Origin of the sequence: Rugamonas sp. DEMB1, from assembly GCF_029834475.1 — a bacterium.
GTDB lineage: Bacteria > Pseudomonadota > Gammaproteobacteria > Burkholderiales > Burkholderiaceae_D > Rugamonas > Rugamonas rubra.
Window position 1 is genome coordinate 3,769,489 of the sequence record NZ_CP122407.1, and the last position, 25,963, is coordinate 3,795,451.

Here is a 25,963-nt window from a genome sequence, read left to right on the forward strand (position 1 = left end):
GCGGCGGCGGCGCGGTCAGTCGTTGCGCATCTGCGCCTGCGACACGTTGCTGCCGGCCGGCACGCTCTGCGTCAGCCACACGTTGCCGCCGATGGTGGAGCCGGCGCCGATGGTGATGCGGCCCAAAATGGTCGCACCGGCGTAGATCACCACGTCGTCCTCGACGATGGGGTGGCGCGGCACGCCCTTGATCAGGGCGCCCTGCTCGTCGGCCGGGAAGCGCTTGGCGCCCAGCGTGACGTGCTGGTACAGCCGCACGCGCTGGCCGATGATGGCGGTCTCGCCGATCACCACGCCGGTGCCGTGGTCGATGAAGAAGCTGGCGCCGATGCGCGCGCCGGGGTGGATGTCGATGCCGGTCAAGGTGTGGCTGATGTCGCAGATCAAGCGCGCCAGGAAGGGCGAGCCGAGTTGGTGCAGCCGGTGCGCCAGCCGGTAGTACAGGATGGCGATGGTGCCCGGATAGCACAGCATGATCTCGGCCACCGAGGTGGCCGCCGGGTCGCCCGCGAAGGCCGCCTGCACGTCCGACACCAGCAGCGCGCGGATCTCCGGCAGGCCGGCGGCGAACTCGCGGGTGATGCAGTTGGCCTGCTCGCCGAGCGCCTCGTCGTCGCAGGGGCCGCCGCCGGCGGAGAACTGCAGGCCGCGCCGCACCTGCTCGGTGAGCCGGTTCAAGGTGGTGTTGAGGGTGTCGCCGACGAAGTAGTCGATGCTCTCGTCGGTCAGGTTGGGCCGCCCGTAGTGGGTCGGGAACAGCACCGCCGACAGGCCGTTGACGATGATGGTCAGCGCCTCGCGCGAGGGAAGCTCGCGCACGCGGCCCTGGTGGCGGATGTTGTGGGTGGCCTCGCGCGACACGCGCAACTGCGCGATCACCGGCGCCAGGTTCCAGTGCGTCGGTTTGACGCCGTGCTTGTCAAAGGTATCGATAGTCATCGTGGTTCCGCTTCGCTTGGGGTCGGGACGCGCGCTTGCCGGCACACCGCATGGTGCGCAGGCCGGCGACGAAACCGAGGGGATCGTTTCGTCGTTCGATATGCGGCATCGGCATAGGATTATGTCATCCCGCGCGAAAACGCGCTGGCGCCGACGCCGCCGCGCCGCCTGACGTAAAATACCGTCCTAACGAACAATAAGCCCCTTCATGAATATTTTGCTGACCCTGCTGCTGGCGGGACTGACCATGGTCGGGCCGCTGGCCATCGACACCTACCTGCCCTCCTTCCCCGCCATCGCGCAGACCTTCGACGCCAGCCCGATGCTGATCCAGCAGACGCTGAGCGCCTTCCTGTTCTGCTTCGCCTTCATGATGCTGTTCTACGGCACCCTGTCGGACTCCTTCGGCCGCCGCCCCGTCATCCTCGGCTCGCTGGTGTTGTACATCGCCGCCTCGCTGGGCGCCGCGCTGGCGCCGTCCTACGGCGTGCTGCTGGCCTGCCGCGTGCTGCAGGGTCTGGCCGCCGGCGCCGGCTCGGTGGTCAGCCGCGCCATCGTGCAGGACCGCTTCTCCGGCGGCGAGGCGCAAAAGATCCTGTCGCACATCATGATGGTGTTCGGCCTGGCGCCCGCCATCGCCCCGGTGTTGGGCGGCTGGCTGCAGGTGTCGTTCGGCTGGCGCTCGATCTTCTGGTTCCTCGCCGCCTTCGGCGTGCTGATGTTCGTCGCCGTGCAGCGCGCCCTGCCGGAGAGCCTGCCGCCGCGCGAGCGCCATCCCTTCCACCTCGGCGTGATCGCCGCCAACTACTGGAAGGTGCTGTGCCACCGCCAGTTCCTGCTGGTGTCGGTGGCCGTCGGCATGAGCTTCGCCGGCTTCGCCCTGTACATCGGCTCGGCCGCCTACTTCGTCATGAACATCCTGCACCTGCCGGAGACGGCCTTCGCCTGGCTGTTCATCCCGCTCATCAGCGGCATGGTGGTCGGCTCGGCGCTGGCCGCCAAGTTCGCCCACCGCTACTCGCAGGCCACGCTGATCTGGACCAGCTACGCGCTGATGACCGTCGCCGCCGCCGTCAACATCGCCTACAACTACTACTTCGCCGCCGAGGTGCCGTGGGCCGTGCTGCCGCTGTTCGTCTACTCCTTCGCGCTGGCGCTGGCGATGCCGCCGATGACGCTGCTGGCCTTGAACCACTTCCCCAACAACAGCGGGCTGGCCTCGTCGATGCAGTCGTTCATCCAGATGCTGTTGTTCGCGCTGGTGTCGGGATTGGTGGCGCCGCTGCTGTTCGACAGCGCGCTCAAGCTGGCCTACGGCGTCATGGCCGGCCTGGTCCTGAGCCTGCTGGCATGGCTGCTGGCGCAGGGCGGCAAATCGGCCGAAGCGGCCGAGGTGGCCGAGCCCGCCTAGGGCCAGGGCGCCGGCGTCACCTCGATGTACTGCGGGCCGCCGTCGGCCGGCTCGGCAGCGCTTGGCTCCGCCTGCTTGAACATGTCGTCGTGGCCCAGCGCCAGGATCTCCTTGCGCGCCTCCACGAAGTTGGCGCTCGACAGCGGATGCTGCTGCTCCGGCCAGTTGTGGATGGCCCATTCCTGCAACGCCTCGAAGCGGCGCCACAATTCGCCGACGAACTGCCGGCGTTGATCACTGTTTTCCATGCTTCCTCCTGAGTGCTGAGCACCCAGTATATGCCAGGCGCGCGCCGCCGCGTGGTGCGGCAGCGCACATGGCGCCGCAGCCCTCACCGCCAGGCGCGCCGAGCTTACTCGCTGACCAGCTTGCGGAAGCCGATCGCCAGCCGGTTCCAGCTGTTGATCGAGTTGATCGCCAGCGTCAGGTCGACCGCCTCCTTCGGGCTGAAGTGCTGGGTCAGCGCCAGGTAGTCGGCGTCCGGCGCGTGGGTGTCGGCGATGCGGGTCAGCGCCTCGGTCCAGGCCAGCGCGGCCCGTTCGCGCGGCGTGAACAGCGTGGTCTCGCGCCACACCACCACGGTTTGCAGGCGGCGCTCGGTCTCACCGGCCTTGCGCGCGTCGCTGACGTGCATGTCGACGCAGAAGGCGCAACCGTTGATCTGCGAGGCGCGCAGCCGCACCAGCTCGAGCAGCGAGGCCTCCAGGCCCAGCTTGCTGACGGCCGCTTCGAAGGCCAGCATCGTTTTGAAGCCTTCCGGCGAGGCGGTATAAAAATCGATTCTTGGTTCCATGGTGCTTCCTTTGTTAAAGTTCGCTGTTAAGGCGCTGTTAAGGTTAATGTACGCTGTTAAGGTTCGGTCAGTGCAGCCATTGTAGGAGCGCCGTGCGCCACCGCAGGATGCCAATCCCGACAAAAAAGACTAGACCATCAAGCACATGGAACTCCACATCGCCATCGAAGGCAGCAAGGACCTGGCCGGGCAGCTGTACCGCCAGCTGCACGACGCCATCCGCAGCGGCCGCCTGGCCGACGGCCAGCAGCTGCCGCCCTCGCGCCTGCTGGCGAGCCAACTGGGGCTGTCGCGCAAGACCGTCTCCGACGTCTACGCCAGGCTGACGCTGGACCGCCTGCTGCTCGGCCGGGTCGGCGTCGGCAGCTTCGTCAGCGCGCCGGCCGAAGCGCGGCCACGGCGCCAGCAGGCCGCCGACCTGGCCAGCGCCGCCGTGGTGGCGCGCTGGGAGGCCATCGCCACGCCGCTGCGCGAACGCTTCCCGCACGGCCGCTCGCGCTACGACTTCCGCGGCGGCTGCACCTCGCCGTCGCACTTCCCGCAGGACGAGTGGCGCCGCTGCGTGCTGCACGCGCTGCGCGAGGACGGCCGCACGCGCGGCCACTACGCGCCCACCGAGGGCCTGCCGGCGCTGCGCGAGGCGATCGCCCGCCACGCCGCCTTCTCGCGCGGCGTGGTCTGCGAGGTCGGCCAGGTGCTGGTCACCAACGGCGCCCAGCAGGCGCTGGACCTGCTGGGACGCGTGTTGATCGAGCCGGGCTGCGTGGTCGCCGTCGAGGAGCCGGGCTATCCGCCGGCGCGCGCGCTGTTCGCCAGCCAGGGCGCGCGCGTGGTCGGCGTGCCGGTCGACGCCGAAGGTATGCTGGTCGAGCAGATCCCGGCCGGCGCCCGGCTGATCTACGTCACCCCGGCCCACCAGTTCCCGCTGGGGATGCCGATGAGCGTGGCGCGCCGCCACGCCCTGCTGGCGCGCGCCCGCGAGATCGGCGCCATCGTCGTCGAGGACGACTACGACAGCGCCTTCCGCTACGAGGGCCGGCCCACCGATTCGCTGCAGAGCATGGACCGGCACGGCATCGTCGCCTACGTCGGCACCTTCTCCAAGGTGCTGCTGCCGGAGCTGCGGCTCGGCTACGCCATCCTGCCGCCGGCGATCGAGCGCGCCGCCGTCACCGTCAAGCACCTGAACGACTGGCACAGCGCCAGCATGACCCAGCAGGCGCTGGCCAAGTTCATCGCCGACGGCTACCTGCTCAAGCACATCCGCCGCTGCCACGCCCTCTACGCCGGCCGGCGCGAGCGCATCCTGGCGCTGTTCGCCGACCAGTTGGCGCCGTGGTTCGAGCTGGTGCCGGCCAGCGCCGGCTTCCACATCACCGCGCTGTGCAAGGCGCCGCTGGACATGGACCTGCTGCTGCGGCTGGCGCGCCGCGCCGACGTCGGCCTGTACGCGCTGGCCGGCTTCTACGCCGACAGCGCGCCGCGCCAAGGCCTGATCCTCGGCTACGGCGCCATCGACACGCTCGACATCGAGGTCGCCCTGCTGCGCGTGCGCGATATCCTGGCCGAGATAATGGTATAAATACTGGCCGAACTTGCATGAAAAGCCGGCCACGGCGGCGGCCCTGCAAGTAGAATAGCGCCATGCAAGGCATGAGTAAGCGGCCTGGCAGCCCTCCCACGGACCGAGACGATGCGACTGACTTCCTTCACCGACTACACGCTGCGCACCCTGCTCTACCTCGGTGTCAACCGCGACCGCCTGGTCACCATCCAGGACATCGCCGACCTGCACGCGATCTCCAAGAACCATTTGATGAAGGTGGTCTACCAGTTGGGCTTGTCGGGCGTCGTCGAGACGGTGCGCGGCCGCAACGGCGGGCTGCGCCTCAAGCGCGAGCCCGAGCAGATCAACATCGGCGCGCTGGTGCGCGAAACGGAAACCGACTTCTACATGGCCGAGTGCTTCGACCGCAGCAACAACTCCTGTCCGCTGACGCCGGACTGCAAGCTCAAGTCCAGTCTGGGCGAAGCCACCCAGGCCTATCTTGCCGTGCTCGACAAGCTGACCCTGCGCGACCTGCTGCCCAAGGACGCACCGGCCGACGGCGCCGTGCCCATCACCTTCATGCCGCGCGCCTGAACGTTCCCCAGGTCAAGGCGCCAGCGGCCTCCCCAACCACCCAACGGCAAAGAACCAGGGTCAGACCCTAGGGTCTGACCCTAGATTGTCGCCGGTGGGTGTACTTAGCTTAGCTGCGCGCTGGACGCGCAGCCCACGCCACCGCCGTTAGCTAAGCGGCGCTCTTCTGAGTCAGCTGCGGCAGCGAGGCCATCAAGTCGGCGAAGCGCTGGCCCTGGATCATCACGTGGTCGCGCAGCAGCTGGGCCGCCAGCTCGCCGTCGCCGCGCAGGATGGCCTGCACCACGCCGTCGTGCTCGTCGTAGGAGTTGGCCAGCCGGTTGCGCACGCGCAGTTGCAGGCGGCGGTAGGGCCGCAGGCGGCGGTATAGATTGCGCGTCTGCTCGATCAGGAACTGGTTGTGGCTGCCGGCGTAGATCGTCTCGTGGAACACTTCGTTCTTGTAGTAATAGGCGTCCGGCTCCTCGGCGTCGCGCGCCTCCTTGCAGGCCTGGTGCGCCGCCAGCAAGACCTGCTGTTCCTCCGGCGTCATGCGCCGCGCCGCCAGGCGGCCGCAGGTCGCCTCCATTTCCGACATCACTTCGAACATCTCGACCAGCTGCTGCGGCCCCAGCTCGGCGACGATGGCCCCGCGCCGTGGCCGGATCACCACCAGCCCCATCGAGGCGAGCTGGATCAGCGTCTCGCGGATCGGCGTGCGCGACACGCCGAAGCGTTGCGCCAGTTCGGTCTCGTCCAAATGCTGGCCCGGCGACAGGCTGCCGACGGCGATCAGTTCTTCTATGGCTTCGCGCAAGGTGGCGGAATGGTTGCTCATGGTTCTGGCTGCCGTGTATATGACCCTTCATTATAAAACCTAAGTCTGGCTTGAGAATGTATTCAGTCAACATATTCTTGTATACATAAAAACGGACATTGCATATTATCTTGCGTGATCCATAATGTTGTTCTAATTAAATCCTTGGAGGACGTATGACCTTACTCAAACGCAGGGCAATGCTGGGCGCGCTCGCCACCGGCCTCTCCACCCCACTCTGGCTGCAGTCGGCCTGGGCCCAGTCGGCGACGAGCTTGAAGATCTCCCACCAGTTCCCCGGCGGCACCATCAGCGAGGGCGACTTCCGCGACCGCCTGACCCGCATGTTCGCCGCCGAGGTGGAAAAGCGCAGCAAGGGCACGCTGAAGTTCGAGGTCTATCCCGGCTCCTCGCTGATGAAGACCAACGCCCAGTTCTCCTCGATGCGCAAGGGCGCGCTGGACCTTTCGCTGGTGCCGCTGTCCTACGCCGGCGGCGAGGTGCCCGAGGTGAACATCGGCCTGATGCCCGGCCTGGTCACCTCCTACGAGCAGGGCTACAGCTGGAAGAACGCCGAGGTGGGCAAGGAGTTGAGCCGCATCCTGCTGGAAAAGGGCATCGTGGTGGTCAGCTGGATCTGGCAGGCCGGCGGCGTCGCCTCGCGCGGCAAACCGATCGTCGAGCCGGAGGACGCCAAGGGCCTGAAGATCCGCGGCGGCTCGCGCGAAATGGATCTGATCCTGAAGGCGGCCGGCGCCGCCGTGGTCTCGCTGCCGTCCAACGAGATCTACGCCGCCATGCAGACCGGCGCGATGGACGCGGCGCTGACCTCGTCGACCTCGCTGATCTCCTTCCGCCTGGAGGAGGTGTCGAAGGCGCTGACCAGCGGCCGTGGCGCCGCCTACTGGTTCATGTTCGAGCCCTTGATGATGTCGAAGGCGGTGTTCGACCGTCTCAGCAAGGAGCAGCAGGCCGCCATCATGACGGTCGGCGGCGAGCTGGAGACCTTCGCCCGCAAATCGGCGCAGACCGACGACTCGTTGGTGGCCGCCGTCTACCAGAAGGCCGGCGCCAAGGTGGTCGACCTGAACCCCGCCACCGTCAAGAAGTGGCAGGCCATCGCCCGCGCCACCGCCTGGAAGGACTACGGCGAACGCAACGAGAACTGCGCCAAGCTGCTGATGCTGGCCCAGAAGACGCTATGAGCCACGGCTTCGAACTGAAGCCGCCGCCGGGGCCGGCGCTGCCGGACCACCCGGCGCTGGCCGCCGTCGCCAAGCTGCTGAACCTGCTCAACAGCGCGCTGCTCAAGCTGTCGATGGCGGCGCTGGTGCTGACCGCGCTGGTGCTGACCTACTCGGTGGTGTCGCGCTACTTCTTCCAAGCGCCCACCGACTGGCAGGACGAGGCCTCGGTCTTTATGCTGGTCGGCGTGACCTTCTTCTGCACCGCCTACGTGCAGTCGTATCGCGGCCACATCGGCATCGAGGCGCTGGCCGCGCTGCTGCCGCGCCGGGTCAACCAGTTTCGCCTGTTCTTGGTCGACCTGCTGTCCTGCCTGTTCTGCGCCTTCTTCTCGTGGAAATCGTGGACGCTGTTCCACGAGGCCTGGCGCGACGGCCAAACCACCTCGTCCACCTTCGCCCCGCCGCTGTGGATTCCCTACGCGATGATGGCGACCGGGATGACCATCCTGACGCTGCAGATCCTGCTGCAAACCCTGGCCCACATGACGAATCAACCCCAACAAGGGGAGGCGCCATGAGCGAACTGACGCTGGGCGCCCTGTACGGCGCCGTCACCCTGGTGGTCATGTTCTCCGGCATGCCGATCGCCTTCGCGCTGGGCGTGGTGGCCACCGGCTTCATGTACTTCTGCATGCCGGCCTCCTCGCTCGACACCATCACCCAGAACGTCTACGAGGAGATGGCCTCGATCACGCTGCTGTCGATCCCGCTGTTCATCCTCAAGGGCGCGGCGATCGGCAAGTCGCCCGCCGGCAAAGACCTGTACTCGGCCATCCACACCTGGCTGCACAAGGTGCCGGGCGGCCTGGGCATCGCCAACGTGTTCGCCTGCGCGCTGTTCGCCGCCATGGCCGGCTCCTCGCCGGCCACCTGCTCGGCGATCGGCTCGGCCGGCATTCCGGAGATGCGCAAGCGCGGCTACTCGCCCGGCTTCGCCGCCGGCATCATCGCCGCCGGCGGCACGCTGGGCATCCTGCTGCCGCCGTCGATCACCATGATCCTGTACGCGGTGGCCGCCGAGCAGTCGCTGGGCCGCCTGTTCCTCGCCGGCATAGGCCCCGGCATCCTGCTGGTGCTGCTGTTCGCCGGCTACGCCGTGCAGCGCGCCCGCAAGGAGTACCGCCTGGCGCTGAAGATCTACGAACAGGGCGGCGTCAAGTCGGCCTATCTGGAGGAGGAGCACTTCACGCTGGCGCAAAAGGTCGAGATGCTGCCGCGCGTGCTGCCCTTCCTGGTCCTGCTGATCGGCGTGATGGTGGCGCTGTACGGCGGCTTCGCCACGCCGTCCGAAACGGCCGGCCTGGGCGCGCTGCTGGCGCTGGTGCTGATCGCCGTGGTCTACCAGGTCTGGCGGCCGAAGAGCCTGGCGCCCATCCTGAGCTCGACCATCAAGGAGTCGACCATGCTGCTGCTGATCATCGGCATGTCGCTGTTCTACTCCTACGTGATGAGCTACCTGCACATCAGCCAGTCGGCCGCCAACTGGGTGGTCGGCATGCATCTGTCAAAATGGCTGCTGCTGGCGGTGATACTGCTGATGGTGATCGTGTTCGGCTTCTTCCTGCCGCCGGTTTCGATTATCCTGATGACCGCGCCCATCATCCTGCCGCCGCTGAAGGCCGCCGGCTTCGACCTGATCTGGTTCGGCATCGTCATGACGGTGGTGATGGAGATGGGGCTGATCCATCCGCCGGTGGGGCTGAACATCTTCGTCATCAAGAACATCGCGCCGGACATTCCGCTCAAGGACGTGATCTGGGGCGTGTTCCCCTTCCTGGTGCTGATGTTCGTCGCCGTGCTGCTGTTGTGCGTCTTCCCCGGCATCGCCACCGGTCTGCCGAACCTGATCATGGGAGTGAAATGATGAACCAGACGTCGAACCAACCGCGCCAGTGGGACACGCTGCAGCGCAACCGCGCCGCGCGGCTGGAACGGGGCCGCGCCACGCTCGGCAACGAGCTGGCCGGCAAGAGCCTGCCGGCCGGCCGCATCGCCGACCTGCTGCACGCCGTGCTCGAATGCGGCGACCGCGTCTGCCTGGAGGGGAACAACCAGAAGCAGGCCGACTTCCTCGGCCAGGCGCTGGCCGGGCTGGACCCGGCCCGCGTCAACGGCCTGCACATGCTGCAGTCGGTGCTGGCCCTGCCCGAACACCTCGACGTGTTCGAGCGCGGCGTGGCGTCCAAGCTGGACTTCTCCTTCTCCGGCCCGCAGGCCGGCCGGGTGGCCAAGCTGCTGGCCGCCGGCAAACTCAACATCGGCGCCATCCACACCTACCTGGAGCTGTTCAGCCGCTACTTCGTCGACCTGCCGCCGCGCGTGGCGCTGATCGCCGCCGAGGCGGCCGACCGCAACGGCAACCTCTACACCGGCCCCAACACCGAGGACACGCCGGCCATCGTCGAGGCCACCACCTTCAAGAACGGCATCGTCATCGTCCAGGTGAACCGGATCATGGACACGCTGCCGCGCGTCGACATTCCCGGCGACTGGGTCGACTTCGTCGTGCAGTCGCCCACGCCCTACTACATCGAGCCGCTGTTCACGCGCGACCCGGCGCAGATCTCCGAGATCCAGGTGCTGATGGCGATGATGGCCATCAAGGGCATCTATGCCGAGTACCAGGTCGAGCGGCTCAACCACGGCATCGGCTTCGACACCGCCGCCATCGAGCTGCTGCTGCCGACCTACGCCGCCTCGCTCGGCCTGCAGGGCAAGATCGGCCGCCACTGGGCGCTCAATCCGCACCCCGCGCTGATCCCGGCGATCGAGTGCGGCTTCGTCGAATCGGTCTATTCCTTCGGCTCCGAGCTGGGCATGGAGGACTACATCCGCGCCCGCCCCGACGTGTTCGCGGTCGGCCCGGACGGCAGCATGCGCAGCAACCGCGCCTTCTGCCAGGCGGCCGGCCACTACGCCTGCGACATGTTCATCGGCTCGACCCTGCAGATCGACTTGCAGGGCAACTCGTCGACCGCCACGGTCGGGCGCATCTCCGGCTTCGGCGGCGCGCCCAACATGGGCGCCGACGCGCGCGGCCGGCGCCACGCCAGCCCGGCCTGGCTGAAGGCCGGCGCCGAGGCGCGCGGCGGCCGCAACACCATCCCGCGCGGCCAGAAGCTGGTGGTGCAGATCGTCGAGACCTTCCGCGAGCATATGCAGCCGGCCTTCGTCGAGCGGCTCGACGCCTGGGAGCTGGCCGAGCAGGCCGGCATGGCGATCCCGCCGGTGATGATCTACGGCGACGACGTGACCCACATCCTGACCGAGGAGGGCATCGCCAACCTGCTGCTGTGCCGCAGCGACGCGGAGCGCGAACAGGCCATCCGTGGCGTGGCCGGCTACACCCCGGTCGGCCTGGCGCGCGACCAGGCGATGGTGGCGGATCTGCGCCGGCGCGGCATCATCCGCCGCGCCGAGGACCTGGGCATCGACAAGCGCCTGGCGACACGCGACCTGCTGGCGGCGAAGAACATGAAGGACCTGGTGCGCGCGTCGGGCGGCTTGTACAACCCGCCCAAGCGCTTCCGCAACTGGTGATCTGAACGGCGCTGGGAGTTATCCCCAAAGGCGCCGAACCAGGGTCAGACCCTAGGGTCTGACCCTCGAATTCCGCCGCTGGGTACGTTCAACTGGGCGGCATTGCACTCTGAACGAGACGAAGGACCAAGGATGGAAACCCTGAACTACCGATTTGAACAAGGCAGCCGGCGCCTGGCCGAGCGGGCGCAACTGGTCGGCGTGGTCAGCTCCGGCAACCTGGAGGTGCTGATCGAACCGGCCGCGCTGGACGGCGCCTGCGCCATCGAGATCAAGACCGCCGCCGTCGGCTTCGGCGCCATCTGGCAGGCCGTGATGCGCGACTTCCAACAGCGCTGGCAGCTGGCCGACGTCAGCATCTCGATCAACGACATGGGCGCCACGCCGGCCGTGGTCAGCCTGCGCCTGGACCAGGCGGTGGAAACCATGCTGGGAGGCGGCGCATGAGCAGCTATTTGGAAGCCAACGCGCGCGAACGGCTGCGCGCCCTGTTCGACGCCGGCAGTTTCAAGGAATTCGTCGCCCCGGCCGAGCGCGTCGTCAGTCCCCACCTGGCGCAGCTGAACGCGCCGGTGGCCTTCGACGACGGCGTCGCCGTCGGCAGCGCCACATTGGACGGCCAAGCGGTCTACACGGCGGCGCAGGAGGGCGGCTTCATGGGCGGCGCGGTCGGCGAGGTGCACGGCGCCAAGCTGGTCGGCCTGCTGCGCCGCGCCGTGCGCGAGCGCGTCGGCGCCGTGGTGCTGCTGCTGGAGACCGGCGGCGTGCGCCTGCACGAGGCCAACGCCGGCCTGATCGCCGTCTCCGAGGTGATGCGCGCCGTGCTCGACACGCGCGCCGCCGGCATTCCGGTGGTGGTGCTGATCGGCGGCTCGAACGGCGCCTTCGGCGGCATGGGCATCGTTTCGCGCTGCGCCAACGTGGTGGTGATGTCCGAGGAGGGCCGGCTGGCCATGTCCGGTCCCGAGGTGATCGAGACGGCCAGCGGCGTCGAGGAGTTCGACTCGCGCGACCGCGCGCTGGTCTGGCGCACCACCGGCGGCAAACACCGCTACCTGCTGGGCGACTGCCAGATGATCGTGGCCGACGACGTGTCGGCCTTCCGCCTGGCCGCCATCGACGCCATCGCCAGCTGCGCCGCCGCGCCGGTCGAGTTGACGCTGGAGGCGATGGAACGCGAGCAGCTGCTGCTCAGCGAGCGGCTGGAGCGCTTCGGCGACATGGCCGATCCGCTCGACATCTGGGCCGCGCTGGGCATGGCGGAACCGAACAAGCTGCCGATGCTGGAGGCCGAGGCCTTCGTCAGCGCGGCCGCGCCACACCGTCTGGGAGCGAACTAATGGATTGGAAAACACTGGCGGCGACGCTGTTCCCGCTCGGCCACGCCATCGCCGAGCAGCACGACTTCTTGTCCGGCACGGCGCAGGTGGGCGAGCGCAGCATCGCCGTGATCGGCACCACCGGCCACGCGCCGATCGGCGTGGAGATCGCCCTGGCGCAGGCCAAGGCGGTGCTGCAAACGGTGCGCGAGGCGCCCGGCCGGCCGATCCTGATCCTGGTCGACACGCAGGGCCAGCGCCTGCGCCACCGCGACGAGATGTTGGGCATCAACAGCTACATGGCCCACCTGGGCAAGTGCGTCGACCTGGCGCGGCGACGCGGCCATGCGGTGCTCGGCCTGGTGTACGACCAGGCGCTGTCGGGCGGCTTCATCACCAGCGGCTTGATGGCGGACGCCTGCTACGCCCTGCCCGGCGCCACCATCCGCGTGATGGGCCTGCCGGCGATGGCGCGCATCACCAAGGTGCCGCTGGAGACCTTGACCGAACTGGCCAAGAGCAATCCGGTGTTCGCGCCGGGGCCGGAGAACTATCTGCGCATGGGCGGCCTGCAGGAGATCTGGCACGACGATCTGGCGCGGCGGCTGGCCGAGGCGCTGGCGCTGGTCGAGGCCGAGCGCGCCGCCGAGCCAGGCGGCGAACAGGCCGGCGACCGGCGCAGCGCGCTCGGTCTGGCGCGCGGCGGACGCTTGAGCGCCCAGCCGGTGATCGACGCCATCGTGGCGGGCGGCCATGTACGCACGGCATAGCCTGGTCTGGCTGTCGGCGCAAGGCTGGCAGGAGGCCATCGCGGCGGCCGCGCCGGAACACGCCGGCGCGCTGCGCGCATGGCAGCGCGCCGGCCATCCGTGCATTGTGCGCCGGCGCGACGCCGACGCCGGCGCCGGGCAGGTCTGCCTCGGCGTGGCGCTGCCGCCCGAGGCAGACGGCCGCAAGCCGCGCATCGCCCTGCGGCTGAACGCGGCAGAGGTGGCACGCACCTGGCCCCCGCTGCCGCTGACCGCCGTGCTCGACATGCCGGCGCTGCCCGCCGCCTGGCAGGCGCCGTTGGCGGCCCTGCTGGACGACGCGCAGGACGCCGGCATCGAATTGCGCGTCTACGGCTCGGTCGCGCTGCAGGTGCTGACCGGGCTGGCCTACCTGCGCGACGGCTCCGACATCGACATCCTGTTCCAGCCGGCCAGCACGGCGCAGTTGCGCGACGGCGTGGCGCTGCTGGCGCGGCACGCCGCCCAGCTGCCGCTGGACGGCGAGATCGTCTTCCCGTCGGCGCAGGCGGTGGCGTGGAAGGAGTGGCACGCCGCCGGCGCCAGCCAGGCCCGCGTGCTGGCCAAGCTGGCCGGCAGCGTGCGCCTGGCCACGCGCGACGAGCTGTGCGCGGCGCTGGAGGCGTCGTGAGTCGTTCCCCATCCCAACGCGGCCCGCTCGACCAGGGCGGCCGAACAGGCCGAACAGGCCGAACCGCCGACCTCGGACGGCCCGTTGGCTTGCACGTTGCGGGCTTTGCGGCGTCGCTGCCGGCGCCACTACGCCGCGCGGAGCTGCGGCGCCAGCGCGCCTTCGCCGCCGCCGTCGCCCGCCTCGCCGTGCGCAGCCTGTACGCCGAGTTGAGCCTCTACCCCAAGCCGGGGCTGGTCTCGCTGGTCGACAACGGCAGCCACGACGACATGAACGCGGCCACCTTCCTGCGCAGCCTGTTCGCGCTGCGCCACTACTTCCGCCACATCTGCCTGGCCGGCATACAGGGCGCGCCCTTCGTCCGGCTCAAGCAACTGGGCATCGAGGCCGAGACGCGGATGCTGCACGCCACCGGCGGCGTCAACACCCATCGCGGCGCCATCTTCAGCCTGGGCCTGTTGTGCGCGGCGGCCGGGCGCGGCGCGGCGCAGAACATGCCCTTGACGCCGGCGGCCTTGCGCGCCGTGCTGTTGATACGCTGGGGCGACGAGTTGGCGGCCCACTGCGGCGCCATCGAACAGCCGGCCGGGGCGGCCGGGGTTGCCGAATCGGCCACCGCGCCATGCGCCGAGTCCGCCGTCGATTGCGCCATCGCTTCGTCTCCCGGCCACGCCGCGCGCCACGCCGCGACGTCCAGCCACGGCCTGCGCGCCGCCGCGCTGCACGCGGCCAGCGGCGCGCGCGAGGAAGGCGCGCTGGGCCTGCCGTCGGTGTTCGACATCGGCCTGCCGGCGCTGCGGGCCGGCCTGGCGCGCGGCGCGGCGATGCAGCAGGCCCGCGTCGACGCGCTGTTCGCGCTGATGGCCCACGTCAGCGACACCAACGTCTACCATCGCGGCGGCGCCGAGGGCGCGCGCACGGTGCGCGCCGAGGCCGAACGCTTCATCGCCCTCGGCGGCACCGGCCATCCGCAATGGCGCGAGGCGGCGTTGGACTGCCACCGCCTGTTCGTGCGGCGGCGCCTGTCGCCGGGTGGCGCGGCCGACCTGCTGGCCGCCAGCTGCCTGGTGCACGCCATGTCCGCGCTACCGCCGCCATGAGAAGCCGGCTGCTGATACTCTGCCCCGGCCAGGGCGGCCAGCACGCGCAGATGTTCGATCTGGCGCGCGGCGAGCCGCGCGCCGCCGCCCTGCTCGACTCGCTGGCCCTGCCGCCGCTGGAGCAGATGTTCGACAACCGCGGCGCCCAGCAGTTGATCGTCGCCAGCACGCTGGCCACCTGGGAGGCGCTGCGCGACAGGCTGCCGCGGCCGGCGCTGGTGGCCGGCTACAGCATCGGCGAGCTGGCGGCCTACGGCGTGGCCGGCGCCTTCACGCCGGCCCAGACCTTGGCGCTGGCCGAGGCGCGCGCCGGTTTGATGGACGCCTGCCTGGCGGCGCAGCCCGAGCAGGCGCTGGCGGCCTTGTCCGGCCTGTCGCTGCGCCAGGCCGCCGCGCTGTGCGCCGCGCACGCCTGCCACGTCGCCATCGAAACCGGCGAGGACGGCTGCATCGCCGGCGGGCCGGCCGCCGCGCTGGCCGCCCTCGAAGCCCAGGCCGTGGCGGCGGGCGGACGCTGCCAACGCCTGCCGGTGGCGGTCGCCTCGCACACGCCCTACATGGCGCCGGCGGTGGCGCCGTTCGCCGAGCTGCTGCGCGGCGCCGACTTCGCCCCCATGCGCGCGCCGGTGCTGGCCGGCATCAGCGCGCTGGCCGGCAGCGGCAAGGCGCAGGCGGTCGAGCACTTGTCGCGCCAGTTGGCCGAGAAGATCCTGTGGATGGGTTGCATGGACGCCTGCGCCGAGGCCGGCGTGACCGTGGCGCTGGAGCTGGGGCCGGGCGCGGCGCTGTCGCGCATGCTGCGGGCGCGCCATCCGCACATCGCCTGCCGCTCGGTGGCCGACTTCCGCAGCATCGCCGGCGTGGCCGGCTGGATCGAGCGCGAGTGCGCTTGAGCGGCCAGCTGGCCGGACGGCGCTAGCGCCGGCTGTTCGCCCTGGCCCAGGCCAGGATGCCGGCCGTGTCCATGGCGCCCGGCTGGCGCGCCAACTCGCGGCCGTGGTGGAACAAGGCCAGCGTGGGAATGCTGCGGATCGCGTAGCGCGCCGCCAGGTTCCTGCGCCGCCTCGGTGTCGACCTTGACGACGCGGAACTGCGGCTCCAACTGCGCGGCCGCCTGGGCGTAGAACGGCGCCATGCTGCGGCAGGGGCCGCACCACGGCGCCCAAAAGTCGACCAGCACGGGGATGTCGCTGCGTTCGATGTGCTTCAGGAAACGCGCGCTCGACAACTCCGCGGGATGGCCGTCGAACAGCGCGCGCTGGCACTTGCCGCAGGTCGGTTGCTGGGCCAGCCGGGCGGCCGGCACGCGGTTGACGGCGTCGCAGTGGGGGCAAACGATGTGCAGCGATTCGGCTTGGGCGGTGGTGGTGGCGGGCATGGCTGATCCTGTGTCTATGCGGCGAAGAACGGACACAAGATTAGCAGAGATTGCGCCGCCGCGTCAGTCAGGCCGCACCAGCTCCGCAACGGGAACAGGCCGCGGCGGTGGCCGGGCCCATCGCCGCCTGGCTGCGCGAGACGCCCTGAGCCGCGGCGGGGGCGTCGGCGGCGCCCCCGCCGCCCAGGCGCGGAACGCCAGGGTCAGACCCCGAGGGTCCGCCCCCCGATGCTCGCCGCTGGCCGAGCGGCGCCGCCGGATCAGGTTTCCTTGCGCGAAGTGGGCTGCTTGCCCGCCTGGCTGGCCGCCGTGCTGGAGCCCTGGGTGCCGGTGTGGCTGCCACCCTGCATGCTGCCGCCCTGCATCTCGCGTTCGCGGCCCTCGCCGTTCTGGCCGGCGCTCTGCAGCGTCGAGCTGCCGCGCATCTCGTTGCCGCGCGACTGCTGGTGGCGCATGCCGCCGTCGGCGAAGCGTTCGAACGGGTCGGTGAAGTTGCGCATGGCGTCCTGCTGGTTGCGCACGGTCTTCTCGGTCTCCTCGGACGCCAGGCGCGCCACCTCGTCGGCCAGCGCCTTGGCGGTGCGGGCCGTCTCGGCGACATGCACCTCGGCCACCTTGGCCAGGTCGACATGGGTGTCGGCGGCGATGCGCGAGACGTGCTGCTGGTAGGCGCGCAGCTTCTCGGCGGCCGGCTGGGCGTGGGCGGCGGCGGCGGCGATGGCCTCCGTCGGGCGGTGGGCGATGATCGCCTGCTGGCCCGCCATCGCGCCCTCCTCCAACATGGTCTGGGCCAGCTGAATGTTCAGGTCGCTGTACTGCTGGATGGTGCGGAACAGCGATTTGGACATGTCGTTAAAGAACGACAAATGCGCCTCCATGTGGTCTTTGGCGGCTGGGGTGACTGCTTGGGTGAATGGATACATACATGCCTCGAATGATAGAAATTTGTTTGAAGAAAGCAAGACGGCCGGTGTATCCGGGCCGCTTACGTGTCGCCGGTATGGCCTCATGCGCCGGACCGGACGCCGCTGCGGACGGCGCCGGACCGGACTTCGCGTCTGCAGCGCGAGACACAAGGCTACGTGAGCAGCACCTTCGAGGCATGATCTGAATCAAACGTGCGCACCTCCGGCCTCAGGCGCGGGCGCGGCGCCCACCGCCGCGCCCGCTAGCGCGTCGAGGGGAAGAACAGCTGCTGGCCGGCGGGCCGGAAGGCGGCGATGCCGCGCCGTCCCGCCGCCGAGGTGAGCCACTCGCTCAACCGCCGCGCGCCCTGGATGTTGACGCCCGGGTGGCGCGCCGGATTGACCGCGATGATGCCGTAGGGGTTGAACATGCGCGCGTCGCCCTCGACCAATATTTCCAGTCCGGTGCGCGCCTTGTAGGTGCTGAAGGTGGCGCGGTCGGCCAGCGTGTAGGCCTGCAGCTCGGCGGCCATGTTGAGCACCTCGCCCATGCCCTGCCCGGCCGCCACGTAGCGCGCCGCCGGCGGGCGCGCACCGGCCAGCCGCCAGTAGCTCTGCTCCATTTGCTCGGTGCCGGAGTTGTCGCCGCGCGAGACGAAGCGGGCCGGCCCGGCGGCGATGCGGCGGAAGGCGGCCAGCACGTCGCGGCCGCGCGCGCCGCTCGGGTCGGCGGCCGGGCCGACCACGACGAAGTCGTTGTACATCACGTCGCGCCGCTCGACGCCGTGGCCGTCGGCGACGAACTTGTCCTCGGCGGCGCGGGCGTGCACCAGCGCCACGTCGACGTCGCCGTTCTTGGCCAGCTCCAGCGCCTTGCCGCTGCCGACGGCGATGACCTGCACGCGCAGGCCGCTGTCGGCCTCGAACTGCGGCAGCAGGTGGGCCAGCAGGCCGGAATTCTCGGTGCTGGTGGTGGTGGACAGGCGCAGCGCCTGCTGCGCCAGGGCCGGCGGCTGGCAGCACAGCGCCAGGCAGGCGGCCAGGACGCCGCGCAGGAGGGGATGGAGGAGTCGCATGGCTGCTTCCTTGTGGTCGGGGTGGATGGGTCTCAACGGTACTCGATGCGGCCGTCGCGCAGCTTGAGGCGGCTCACCCCGGGCAGGCCGATCAGGTCGCGGTCGTGGCAGGCCATCACCACGCTGGCGCCGCCGGCCAGCAGTTGCGGGATCAGCGCGATGACCTGCTCGCGGGCTGTGCCGTCCAGGTTGGCGGTCGGCTCGTCGAGCAGCAGCAGGCGCGGCGCCAGCACCTTGGCGCGGGCCAGCGCGACACGCTGGCGCTCGCCGCCCGACAGCGTGGCCGGATCGAAGTCGCGCAGGTGCTCGACGCCGGCCCAGGCCATGGCCGCCGCCACCAGCGGCGCCGCGCGCCCCGGCGCCACGCCGCGCGCCCTCAGGCCGTAGCCGATGTTGGCCGCCACGCTGGTGGAGAACATCACCGGCTCCTGGTGCACGTAGACGACGGCCTCGCGCATGGCGCGCGGATACGGCGCCAGCGCCAGCGCGCGTCCGGCGAACACCAGCTGCTCGGCCTCGGCCCGCTCCAGCCCGGCCAGGGCGCGCAGCAGGCCGCTCTTGCCGGCGCCGTTGACGCCGGTGAGCACGTAGGCGCGGGCGGCGTCGAGGTGGAAGTCGGCCAGGTCGAACAGCTCGCGGGCGCCGTGGCGCAGGCGCAGCCGGCCAATGCTGAGCAGCGCCGTCACCGCCGGCCCCGTGCGCCATGGGCGTCGCCCTGCAGCAGCAGCAAGGCGCCGTTCATCGCCAGCGCCAGCGCGACCAGCACCAGGCCGAGCGCGATGCCCTGGGCGAACTCGCCCTTGCTGGTCTCCAGCGCGATGGCGGTGGTGATGGTGCGCGTGGCGCCGGCGATGTTGCCGCCCACCATGAGCGCGCAGCCGACCTCGGAGATCACCCGGCCGAAGCCGCTGACCAGCGCCGCGACGACGCCGAAGCGCACCTCGTGCAGCACGGTCAGCATCACCCGCCAAGCGGAGGCGCCGTGGGCCAGCGCCGTCTCGGCGTAGCGCGGGTCGGCCGCCTGCAGCGCCGCCAGCGTGAAGGCCAGCAGCACCGGCGGCGCGATCAAGACCTGGCCGGCGACCATGCCGGGTTGGGCGAACAGCCAGTGCAGGCCGCCCAGCGGGCCGTGGCGCGTCAGCAGCAGGTAGAGCAGCAGTCCGATCAACACCGTCGGCAGCGCCTGCGCGGCCTGGGCCAGCCAGATCAGCAGGCGCCGGCCGGGGAAGCGCCGGCTGGCCAGGGCGTAGGCGGCCAGCACGGCGGGCGGCGCCGCCAGCAGCAGCGCCAGCAGGCAGGTCTTGAGCGAGGTCCAGACGATCAGCCACAGCGCCGCGTCGCCCGACAGCAGCAGCGCGAAGGCGGCGCGGGTGGCCTCGAACAGCGGCATCAGTCGGCCGCCGCCGTGGCCGGCAACGTGGCCTGTCCCATGGCCTGTCCCACGGCCTGTCCCACGGCCGGCGCCGGCGCGGCCAGCAGTTGCGGCTCGAACAGCAGGCGCTGCTGGCCGGTCAGCAGCAGGAAGTGGGTGCCGGTGCAGCGCGCCAGCAGCGCCATGCCGACCCGCTCGGCCACCATGTGGCCCATCTGCGTGGTGCCCGAACGCGACAGCAGGAAGGGGATGCCCATCTGCGCGCCCTTGATCACCATCTCCGAGGTGAGCCGGCCGGTGGTGTAGAAGACCTTGTCGGCGCCGGCCACGCCGTCGAGCCACATGCGGCCGGCGATGGCGTCGACCGCGTTGTGGCGGCCGACGTCCTCGACGAAGTAGAGCAGCTCGCCGCCGGCCGAGAACAGCGCGCAGCCGTGCACCGAGCCGGCTTTTTTGTAGATCGACTGCTGGCCGCGTATCGTTTCGACGATGCGGTAGACGGTGGACTGGCGCAGCCGCGCATCGGCCGGCAGGGACAGTTGATCGACGTCGTCCATCAGGCCGCCGAACACGGAACCCTGGCCGCAGCCGGTGGTCACCACGCGCTGGGCGGTGCGCTGGTCGAGGTCGGCGATGCCGTGGCGGGTGACGACGGCGGCGGCGTCGACCGACCAGTCGACCTGCACCGACAGCACCTCGTCGAGCGCGGCCACCAGGCGCTGGTTGCGCAGGTAGCCCAGCACCAGCGCCTCGGGCGCGCCGCCCAGCGTCATCAGGGTGACCAGCTCGCGCTTGTCGACATAGACGGTGAGCGGCCGTTCGGCCGGGATGGCAATGGTCGAGCGGCGGCCGCGCTCGTCGAGCACCTCGACCTCGTGGGTCAGCGCGGCGCTGGCGTTCGACAGCTGCGGGCCGCTCATGGCTGCGGCTCCGCCGCCGGCCCCTCGCCCAAGGCGTCGAGCACCTGGCCGCCGCCGAAGCTGCCCTGCGCCGCCAGCGTGCCGCCCAGCGTGGCGCGGACGGCGCAGTATTTGAACTCGGGGATCTTGCCGAAGGGGTCCAGCGCGGCGTTGGTGAGCTTGTTGATGGCCGCCTCGTAGTAGCAGAACGGCACGAAGACGGCGCCGCGCGGCGAGCTGTCGTCGGCGCGCGCGTACAGCGCCACCCTGCCCCGGCGCGACTCCAGGGTCAGCACGTCGCCCGGGCGGCCGCCCAGCGCGGCCAGGTCGAGCGGGTGGACCAGCGCCACCGGGTCCGGTTCCAGCGCGTCGAGCACGGCGCTGCGCCGCGTCATGCTGCCGGTGTGCCAGTGCTCCAGCTGGCGGCCGGTGATCAGCACCAGCGGGTAGTCGGCGTCGGGCCGCTCGTCGGCCGGGATGATGTCGGCCGGGACGAAGCGCGCCCGCCCCGTCTCGCGCGGGAAGCTGGCGGTGAACACCACCGCCTCGCCGGGATCGCCCTCGTGCAGGCAGGGATAGGTGACGGCGTGCTCGCGCTCCAACCTGTCCCAGCTGATGCCGGCGATGCTGGGCATGGTCTGGCGCATCTCCTCGAACACCTCGGCCGGCCCGCTGTAGCGCCAGTCCAGGCCGAGCCGCTTGGCCATTTCGACGATGATCCACAAGTCCTGGCGCGCCTGGCCGGGCGGTTGCAGCGCCTGGCGGCCCATCTGCACCAGCCGGTCGGTGTTGGTGAAGCTGCCGGTCTTTTCGGGGAAGGCGCTGGCCGGCAGGATGACGTCGGCCAGGTAGGCCGTCTCGGTGAGGAAGATGTCCTGCACCACCAGGTGTTCCAACGCGGCGAGCGAGGCGCGGGCGTGGTTGGCGTCCGGGTCGGACATGGCCGGGTTCTCGCCCATGATGTACATGCCGCGCACCTCGCCGCGTGTGATCGCGTGCATCACCTCGACCACCGTCAGGCCGGGGCGCGGATCCAGCGCCACGCCCCAGGCCTGTTCGAAGCGGGCGCGCGCGGCCGGGTTGTCGACCCGCTGGTAGTCGGGGTACATCATCGGGATCAGGCCGGCGTCGGAGGCGCCCTGCACGTTGTTCTGGCCGCGCAGCGGATGCAGGCCGGTGCCGGGCCGGCCGATCTGCCCGGTCATCAGCGCCAGCGCGATCAGGCAGCGGGCGTTGTCGGTGCCGTGGACGTGCTGCGAGATGCCCATGCCCCACAGGATCATCGAGGCCTTCGAGCTGGCGTACAGCCGCGCCACGTAGCGGATGGTCTCGGCCGGCACGCCGCAGATGGGCGCCATCAGCTCGGGGCTGTAGGCGGCCACGTTGCGTTCCAGCTCGGCGTAGCCGACGGTGCGGGCGGCGATGAAGTCGCGGTCGACCAGGTGCCTCGGCGACGATCACGTGCATCATCGCGTTGAGCAGGGCGACGTCGGTGTCGGGTGTGAACTGCAGGTAGCGGTGGGCCAGGCGCGACAGCTCGGAGCGGCGCGGATCGCAGACGATCAGCCTGGTGCCGCCGCGCACGGCGTTCTTGATCCAGGTCGCCGCCACCGGGTGGTTGACGCTGGGGTTGGCGCCGATGACGATCACCACCTCGGCCTTGGCCACGTCGCGCACCGGGTTGGAGACGGCGGCCGAGCCTATGCCTTCGAGCAGGGCCGCCACCGACGAGGCGTGGCACAGCCGGGTGCAGTGGTCGACGTTGTTGCTGCCGAAGCCGGTGCGCACCAGCTTCTGGAACAGGTAGGCCTCTTCGTTGCTGCCCTTGGCCGAGCCGAAGCCGGCCAGCGCGCCCTTGCCGTGGCCGTCGCGCAGCCGCGCCAGGCCGCCGCAGGCCAGCGCCAGCGCCTCGTCCCAGCTGGCCTCGCGGAACAGCTCCATCACACGCGACGGGTCCATCTCCGCGTCGCCGCGCTTGGGCGGCGCGTCGGCGCGGCGCACCAGCGGCACCGTCAGGCGCTGCGGATGGTTGGCGTAGTCGAAGCCGTAGCGGCCCTTGACGCACAGGCGGCCGTGGTTGGCCGGGCCGTCGCGTCCCTCGACGTGGGCGATGCGGTTGTCGCTGACGTGGTAGGTCAGCTGGCAGCCGACGCCGCAGTAGGGGCAGACCGACGCCACCTGCTGGTCCGCCTCGGCCAGCGCGGCGCCGCGCGCCGGCGCCAGGGCGCCGGTCGGGCAGGCCTGCACGCATTCGCCGCAGGCCACGCAGCTCGACTCGCCCATGGCGTCGGCCATGTCGAAGACGATGGCGGCGCGGTCGCCACGGAAGGCCAGGCCGATGACGTCGTTGACCTGCTCGTCGCGGCAGGCGCGCACGCAGCGGGTGCACTGGATGCAGGCGTCCAGGTTGACGGCGATGGCGGCGTGCGACAGGTCGCGCGGCGGCTGGACGCGGGGGGCGAAACGGGGCCGGCCGACGCCGAGCGCGGCGGCCCACTCGTCGAGCTCGTTGTGGCGGCCATGGGCGGTGGCCGGCATGTCCGACAGCAGCAGTTCGAGCACCAGTTTCTGCGCCGCCACGGCGCGCGCGCTGTCGGTGCTCACCCGCATGCCCTCGGCCGGATGGCGGCAGCAGGACGGCGCCAGCACGCGCTCGCCGGCGATCTCCACCATGCAGGCGCGGCAGTTGCCGACGTCCGCCATGCCGTCGCGGTGGCACAGGCGCGGGATCGCCACGCCCTCGCGGTCGGCCACCTCGAGCAAGGTCTCGCCGGCGTCGGCGGCGACCTGGCGGCCGTTCAGCTCGAAGCTCAGCGGCGCGCCGGCCGGGCGGCTCGCGCGCGGGCTCATGGCGCCAACTCCTGCGCGAAGTAGCGCACTACGCAGTCGACCGGATTGGGCGCGGCCTGGCCCAGGCCGCAGATGGAGGCGTCGCGCATCAGTTGGCCCAGCTCGGCCAGCAGCGCCGTGTCCCACTTGGCTTGCCCGATCAGCGCGGCCGCCTTGGCCGTGCCGACCCGGCACGGCGTGCACTGGCCGCAGGACTCGTGCTGGAAGAAGCGCATGGCGTTGCGCGCCGCCGCCAGCGCAGAGTCGTGCTGCGACAGCACCACCACCGCCGCCGAACCGATGAAGCAGCCGTACGGTTGCAGCGTGTCGAAGTCGAGCGGCAGCTGGTTCAGCGCCGCCGGCAGGATGCCACCCGAGGCGCCGCCCGGCAGATAGGCGTACAGCGCGTGGCCGTCGGCCATGCCGCCGCAATGCTCGTCGATCAGCTGCTGCACGGTGATGCCGGCCGGCGCCAGCTTGACGCCCGGCAGACGCACCCGGCCCGACACGCTGAACGAGCGCAGGCCGTGGCGGCCGTGGTGGCCGTGGTGGCCCTGGCCGGCGAGCCAGGCGGCGCCGCGCTCGACGATGTCGCGCACCCAGTACAGGGTTTCGAAGTTGTGCACCAGGGTGGGCCGGCCGAACAGGCCGCGCTGGGCGACGTAGGGCGGGCGCAGGCGCGGCATGCCGCGCCTGCCCTCGATCGATTCGAGCATGGCCGACTCCTCGCCGCAGATGTAGGCGCCGGCGCCGCGGCGCAACACGATCTCGGGCAGCGGGCCGGCCGGCGGCTCGGCGCGCAGGCGGGCCAGCTCCATCGCCAGCATGGCGCGGCAGGCGTGGTATTCGTCGCGCAGGTAGATGTAGACGGTGGCGGCGCCGACCGCCCAGGCGGCCACCAACATGCCCTCGAGGAAGCGGTGCGGGTCGCGCTCGAGGTAGTGGCGGTCCTTGAAGGTGCCCGGCTCGCCCTCGTCGAGGTTGACGGCCAGCAGGCGCGGCCCGGCCTCGGCGCGCACGATGCGCCATTTGCGGCCGGCCGGGAAACCTGCGCCGCCCAGGCCGCGCAGGCCGGAGTCCTCCATGGTGGCGAGCAGCTGCTCGGCGCCGCGCACGCCGTCGACGCAGTCGCGCAGCAGCGCGTAGCCGCCCCGCGCTTGGTAGGCCGGGTAGTCGATGTAGCCGGCCGGCGGCACGGCGCTGACGGCGGCGCGCATGGCGGCGCCGGCGGGAACGGCCGGCGGAGCGGCGGCGGCCGGTGCAGGTGCCGGCGTAGGCGTAGGCGCTGCTACGGACGCGGGCACGCTGGCGGCCGCTATCTCGGCGGCGGCGGCGAAGGCGTCGGCGACGGCGGCGGCCAGCGACGCCTCGCTGGCGCGGCCCTGCGCCAGCTGTCCGACCAGCGCGGCCGGGCCTGCTCGCAGCGGCCGACGCAGGGCGCGGCCAGCACGCGCACCTCGGCGCCGAGCAGGGCCGGCAGGCGCGCCAGCAGCGCGCCGGCGCCGGCCATCTCGCAGGACAGGCCGTCGCAGACGCGCACGGTGAGCGCCGGCGGCGCGGCCTGGCCCTCCTTGACGATGTCGAAATGGTGGTAGAAGCTGGCCACCTCGTAGACTTGGGCCTGCGGCAGGCGCATCAGCTGGGCCAGCGCGGCCAGGTGGGCGGCCGACAAGGCGCCGTAGCGGTCTTGGATGGCGTGCAGGTGCTCGATCAACAGCTCGGGCCGCAGCGCCCGGCCGGCCAGCAGGGCGTGGATCTCGGCCAGCGCCGCCGGCTCGGCGCGGCGGCCGCGTGGGCGCTCGCGCTTGCGCTGGCGGGCGGCGCCCTGCCCCTTGCCTTGAACCACAATCGGAATGACCGTCTGATTCATGCTCTGTCCTGGTTGTCGTGGGGGCCGGCCCGGCGCCCGGGCCGCGCCCCGGTTGTGGCGGCGGCCCATGGAATAGCACCTTACTACGAGCGCCGCGCTTGGACAAGGCCGCGCCCCTGCCGCTGTAGCGGCCGGGCCGGCCGCTACAGCGGCAGGCCGAGCTGGACGGGCGGCGGCGCGACCACGTGTTGCAAATCGGCACTGACCGGGTGCCAGGCGAAGTGCTCGGCGCCGAGCGCCAGCGCGGCGGCCAGCCGCGCCGCCTGCCGCCCCGACAGGTCCGGGTCGAGCCAGGCGGCGGCGTCTTCGGCGGCCAGCACCAGCGGGCGGCGGTCGTGCAGGTCGACCAGGCCGCCGCCCGCCTCGGCGGTCAGCAGCACGAAGCCGGCCTCGGCCGGGTGGTGTTGGACGGCCTCGAAGCTGGCCAGCGCCAGCAGCAGGAAGGGCTGGCCGTCGCGGCGGTGGATGTGCCAGGGCTGGCGCGCGCCCTTGGCGCCGGTCCACTCGTACCAGCCGTTGACGGGCACCAGCGCGCGGCCGTGCTCGAGCAGGCGGCGCCAGTAGCCGCCGTGCGCCTTCTCGAGCCGCGCCTGGTAGGCCAGCGGCACCCGGCCGGCCGCCCAGTCGGGCCGGTAGCCCCAGTACAGCTCGTCGAGCCGGGGCGCGCCGGCGTGGCGGTGCAGCACGGCGCGGCGGCTGCCGGGCGCGGCGTTGCGGGTGGGCTCGGCGGCGCAGTGCCAGGCCGCGTCGGCCCAGCCGAAGGCGGCCAGGGTGCCCCTGGAGATGTCGTTTTGGTCGAAGCGTCCACACATGGGGCGATTGTAGCAAGGCGGCGCGGCGCTGCCGAAAAATGTGGCAGGAATGTGGCGGAACAATGTGGCGGAACACGCGCGCGGACGGCCGAATCGGTGTACACTGGCGCTTATT

23 protein-coding genes and 3 pseudogenes are annotated in these 25,963 nt (G+C 71.0%); 13 read left to right on the forward strand and 13 right to left on the reverse strand.

Translation table 11 applies throughout. The features are described from left to right. Positions 1–15: 15 nt before the first annotated feature. Positions 16–939, reverse strand: coding sequence for a serine O-acetyltransferase EpsC (gene epsC, locus QC826_RS17090; RefSeq protein WP_279761694.1), 924 nt, complete (start codon positions 937–939; stop codon positions 16–18). Between the two features lie 208 nt (positions 940–1,147). Between epsC and QC826_RS17095 the strand changes: the two genes are divergently transcribed. After that, positions 1,148–2,350: a multidrug effflux MFS transporter gene (locus QC826_RS17095; protein WP_279761695.1), complete on the forward strand. Its 1,203-nt coding sequence runs from the start codon at positions 1,148–1,150 to the stop codon at positions 2,348–2,350. On the opposite strand, the gene QC826_RS17100 is transcribed toward QC826_RS17095, so the two are convergent. Together QC826_RS17100 and QC826_RS17105 are read right to left on the reverse strand one after the other, a co-directional pair. Continuing rightward, entirely contained in the window at positions 2,347–2,598 is a 252-nt protein-coding gene (locus tag QC826_RS17100; protein WP_279761696.1) for a hypothetical protein, read from the reverse strand. The genes QC826_RS17095 and QC826_RS17100 overlap by 4 nt on opposite strands. A 104-nt stretch (positions 2,599–2,702) precedes the next feature. Beyond that, positions 2,703–3,143 (reverse strand): carboxymuconolactone decarboxylase family protein, encoded by a 441-nt coding sequence (locus QC826_RS17105; RefSeq protein WP_279761697.1) that lies wholly within the window; start codon positions 3,141–3,143, stop codon positions 2,703–2,705. 145 nt (positions 3,144–3,288) lie between these two features. On the opposite strand from QC826_RS17105, the gene QC826_RS17110 reads away from it, so the two are divergent. Next, positions 3,289–4,725 carry a PLP-dependent aminotransferase family protein gene (locus QC826_RS17110; RefSeq protein ID WP_279761698.1) on the forward strand — a complete coding sequence of 479 codons (1,437 nt, stop codon included), beginning with the start codon at positions 3,289–3,291 and terminating at the stop codon, positions 4,723–4,725. A gap of 111 nt (positions 4,726–4,836) precedes the next feature. Beyond that, positions 4,837–5,286, forward strand: coding sequence for an RrF2 family transcriptional regulator (locus tag QC826_RS17115; RefSeq protein ID WP_099416866.1), 450 nt, complete (start codon positions 4,837–4,839; stop codon positions 5,284–5,286). Between the two features lie 151 nt (positions 5,287–5,437). On the opposite strand, the gene QC826_RS17120 is transcribed toward QC826_RS17115, so the two are convergent. Next, positions 5,438–6,103 carry a GntR family transcriptional regulator gene (locus tag QC826_RS17120; protein ID WP_279761699.1) on the reverse strand — a complete coding sequence of 222 codons (666 nt, stop codon included), beginning with the start codon at positions 6,101–6,103 and terminating at the stop codon, positions 5,438–5,440. A gap of 155 nt (positions 6,104–6,258) precedes the next feature. Here QC826_RS17120 and dctP point away from each other — a divergent pair, with 155 nt between their 5' ends. From dctP to QC826_RS17170, 10 genes are all read left to right on the forward strand, one after another. Next, positions 6,259–7,287 (forward strand): TRAP transporter substrate-binding protein DctP, encoded by a 1,029-nt coding sequence (gene dctP, locus QC826_RS17125; RefSeq protein ID WP_279761700.1) that lies wholly within the window; start codon positions 6,259–6,261, stop codon positions 7,285–7,287. Continuing rightward, positions 7,284–7,847, forward strand: a complete 564-nt coding sequence (locus QC826_RS17130; protein WP_279761701.1) for a TRAP transporter small permease — start codon at positions 7,284–7,286, stop codon at positions 7,845–7,847. Before dctP ends, QC826_RS17130 begins: the two co-directional genes overlap by 4 nt. After that, positions 7,844–9,193: a TRAP transporter large permease gene (locus tag QC826_RS17135; protein ID WP_279761702.1), complete on the forward strand. Its 1,350-nt coding sequence runs from the start codon at positions 7,844–7,846 to the stop codon at positions 9,191–9,193. The genes QC826_RS17130 and QC826_RS17135 overlap by 4 nt, the downstream gene beginning before the upstream one ends. After that, the gene (mdcA, locus tag QC826_RS17140) at positions 9,193–10,869 is read left to right on the forward strand and encodes a malonate decarboxylase subunit alpha (RefSeq protein ID WP_279766517.1); all 1,677 of its coding nucleotides are present in this window, start codon (positions 9,193–9,195) and stop codon (positions 10,867–10,869) included. The genes QC826_RS17135 and mdcA overlap by 1 nt, the downstream gene beginning before the upstream one ends. A 132-nt stretch (positions 10,870–11,001) precedes the next feature. Then, positions 11,002–11,316, forward strand: coding sequence for a malonate decarboxylase acyl carrier protein (gene mdcC / locus QC826_RS17145; RefSeq protein ID WP_093384003.1), 315 nt, complete (start codon positions 11,002–11,004; stop codon positions 11,314–11,316). Then, positions 11,313–12,209 carry a biotin-independent malonate decarboxylase subunit beta gene (locus tag QC826_RS17150; protein ID WP_279761703.1) on the forward strand — a complete coding sequence of 299 codons (897 nt, stop codon included), beginning with the start codon at positions 11,313–11,315 and terminating at the stop codon, positions 12,207–12,209. Before mdcC ends, QC826_RS17150 begins: the two co-directional genes overlap by 4 nt. After that, positions 12,209–12,958: a biotin-independent malonate decarboxylase subunit gamma gene (gene mdcE / locus QC826_RS17155; RefSeq protein ID WP_279761704.1), complete on the forward strand. Its 750-nt coding sequence runs from the start codon at positions 12,209–12,211 to the stop codon at positions 12,956–12,958. Before QC826_RS17150 ends, mdcE begins: the two co-directional genes overlap by 1 nt. Continuing rightward, entirely contained in the window at positions 12,942–13,607 is a 666-nt protein-coding gene (gene mdcG, locus QC826_RS17160; RefSeq protein WP_279761705.1) for a malonate decarboxylase holo-[acyl-carrier-protein] synthase, read from the forward strand. The genes mdcE and mdcG overlap by 17 nt, the downstream gene beginning before the upstream one ends. 89 nt (positions 13,608–13,696) lie before the next feature. Further along, positions 13,697–14,707, forward strand: a complete 1,011-nt coding sequence (locus tag QC826_RS17165; protein WP_409567657.1) for a triphosphoribosyl-dephospho-CoA synthase — start codon at positions 13,697–13,699, stop codon at positions 14,705–14,707. Further along, on the forward strand, positions 14,704–15,600 hold the full coding sequence (locus QC826_RS17170; RefSeq protein ID WP_279761706.1) for an ACP S-malonyltransferase: 897 nt from the start codon (positions 14,704–14,706) through the stop codon (positions 15,598–15,600). Before QC826_RS17165 ends, QC826_RS17170 begins: the two co-directional genes overlap by 4 nt. 22 nt (positions 15,601–15,622) lie before the next feature. Here the strand turns inward: QC826_RS17170 and trxC are convergent. The 9 genes and pseudogenes from trxC to QC826_RS17215 all read right to left on the reverse strand — a co-directional run bounded on the left by trxC (position 15,623) and on the right by QC826_RS17215 (position 25,848). Continuing rightward, positions 15,623–16,085: pseudogene (trxC, locus tag QC826_RS17175) on the reverse strand (thioredoxin TrxC). A gap of 260 nt (positions 16,086–16,345) precedes the next feature. Further along, positions 16,346–17,008, reverse strand: a complete 663-nt coding sequence (locus tag QC826_RS17180; RefSeq protein ID WP_279761707.1) for a phasin family protein — start codon at positions 17,006–17,008, stop codon at positions 16,346–16,348. A 245-nt stretch (positions 17,009–17,253) separates the two neighbouring features. Then, on the reverse strand, positions 17,254–18,066 hold the full coding sequence (locus QC826_RS17185; RefSeq protein ID WP_279761708.1) for a substrate-binding domain-containing protein: 813 nt from the start codon (positions 18,064–18,066) through the stop codon (positions 17,254–17,256). 32 nt (positions 18,067–18,098) lie between these two features. Continuing rightward, positions 18,099–18,752, reverse strand: a complete 654-nt coding sequence (locus QC826_RS17190; RefSeq protein ID WP_279761709.1) for an energy-coupling factor ABC transporter ATP-binding protein — start codon at positions 18,750–18,752, stop codon at positions 18,099–18,101. Continuing rightward, positions 18,749–19,456 (reverse strand): ABC transporter permease, encoded by a 708-nt coding sequence (locus QC826_RS17195; protein WP_279761710.1) that lies wholly within the window; start codon positions 19,454–19,456, stop codon positions 18,749–18,751. Before QC826_RS17195 ends, QC826_RS17190 begins: the two co-directional genes overlap by 4 nt. Continuing rightward, a complete protein-coding gene (locus QC826_RS17200) occupies positions 19,456–20,358 on the reverse strand; it encodes a formate dehydrogenase accessory sulfurtransferase FdhD (protein WP_279761711.1) in 903 nt (300 codons plus the stop codon). Before QC826_RS17200 ends, QC826_RS17195 begins: the two co-directional genes overlap by 1 nt. Further along, positions 20,355–23,187 (reverse strand): annotated as a pseudogene (gene fdhF, locus QC826_RS17205) (formate dehydrogenase subunit alpha). The gene QC826_RS17200 and the pseudogene fdhF overlap by 4 nt, the downstream one beginning before the upstream one ends. After that, positions 23,184–25,036 (reverse strand): annotated as a pseudogene (locus tag QC826_RS17210) (NADH-ubiquinone oxidoreductase-F iron-sulfur binding region domain-containing protein). The pseudogenes fdhF and QC826_RS17210 overlap by 4 nt, the downstream one beginning before the upstream one ends. Before the next feature lie 143 nt (positions 25,037–25,179). Next, on the reverse strand, positions 25,180–25,848 hold the full coding sequence (locus QC826_RS17215; RefSeq protein ID WP_279761712.1) for an SOS response-associated peptidase: 669 nt from the start codon (positions 25,846–25,848) through the stop codon (positions 25,180–25,182). Positions 25,849–25,963: the final 115 nt, after the last annotated feature.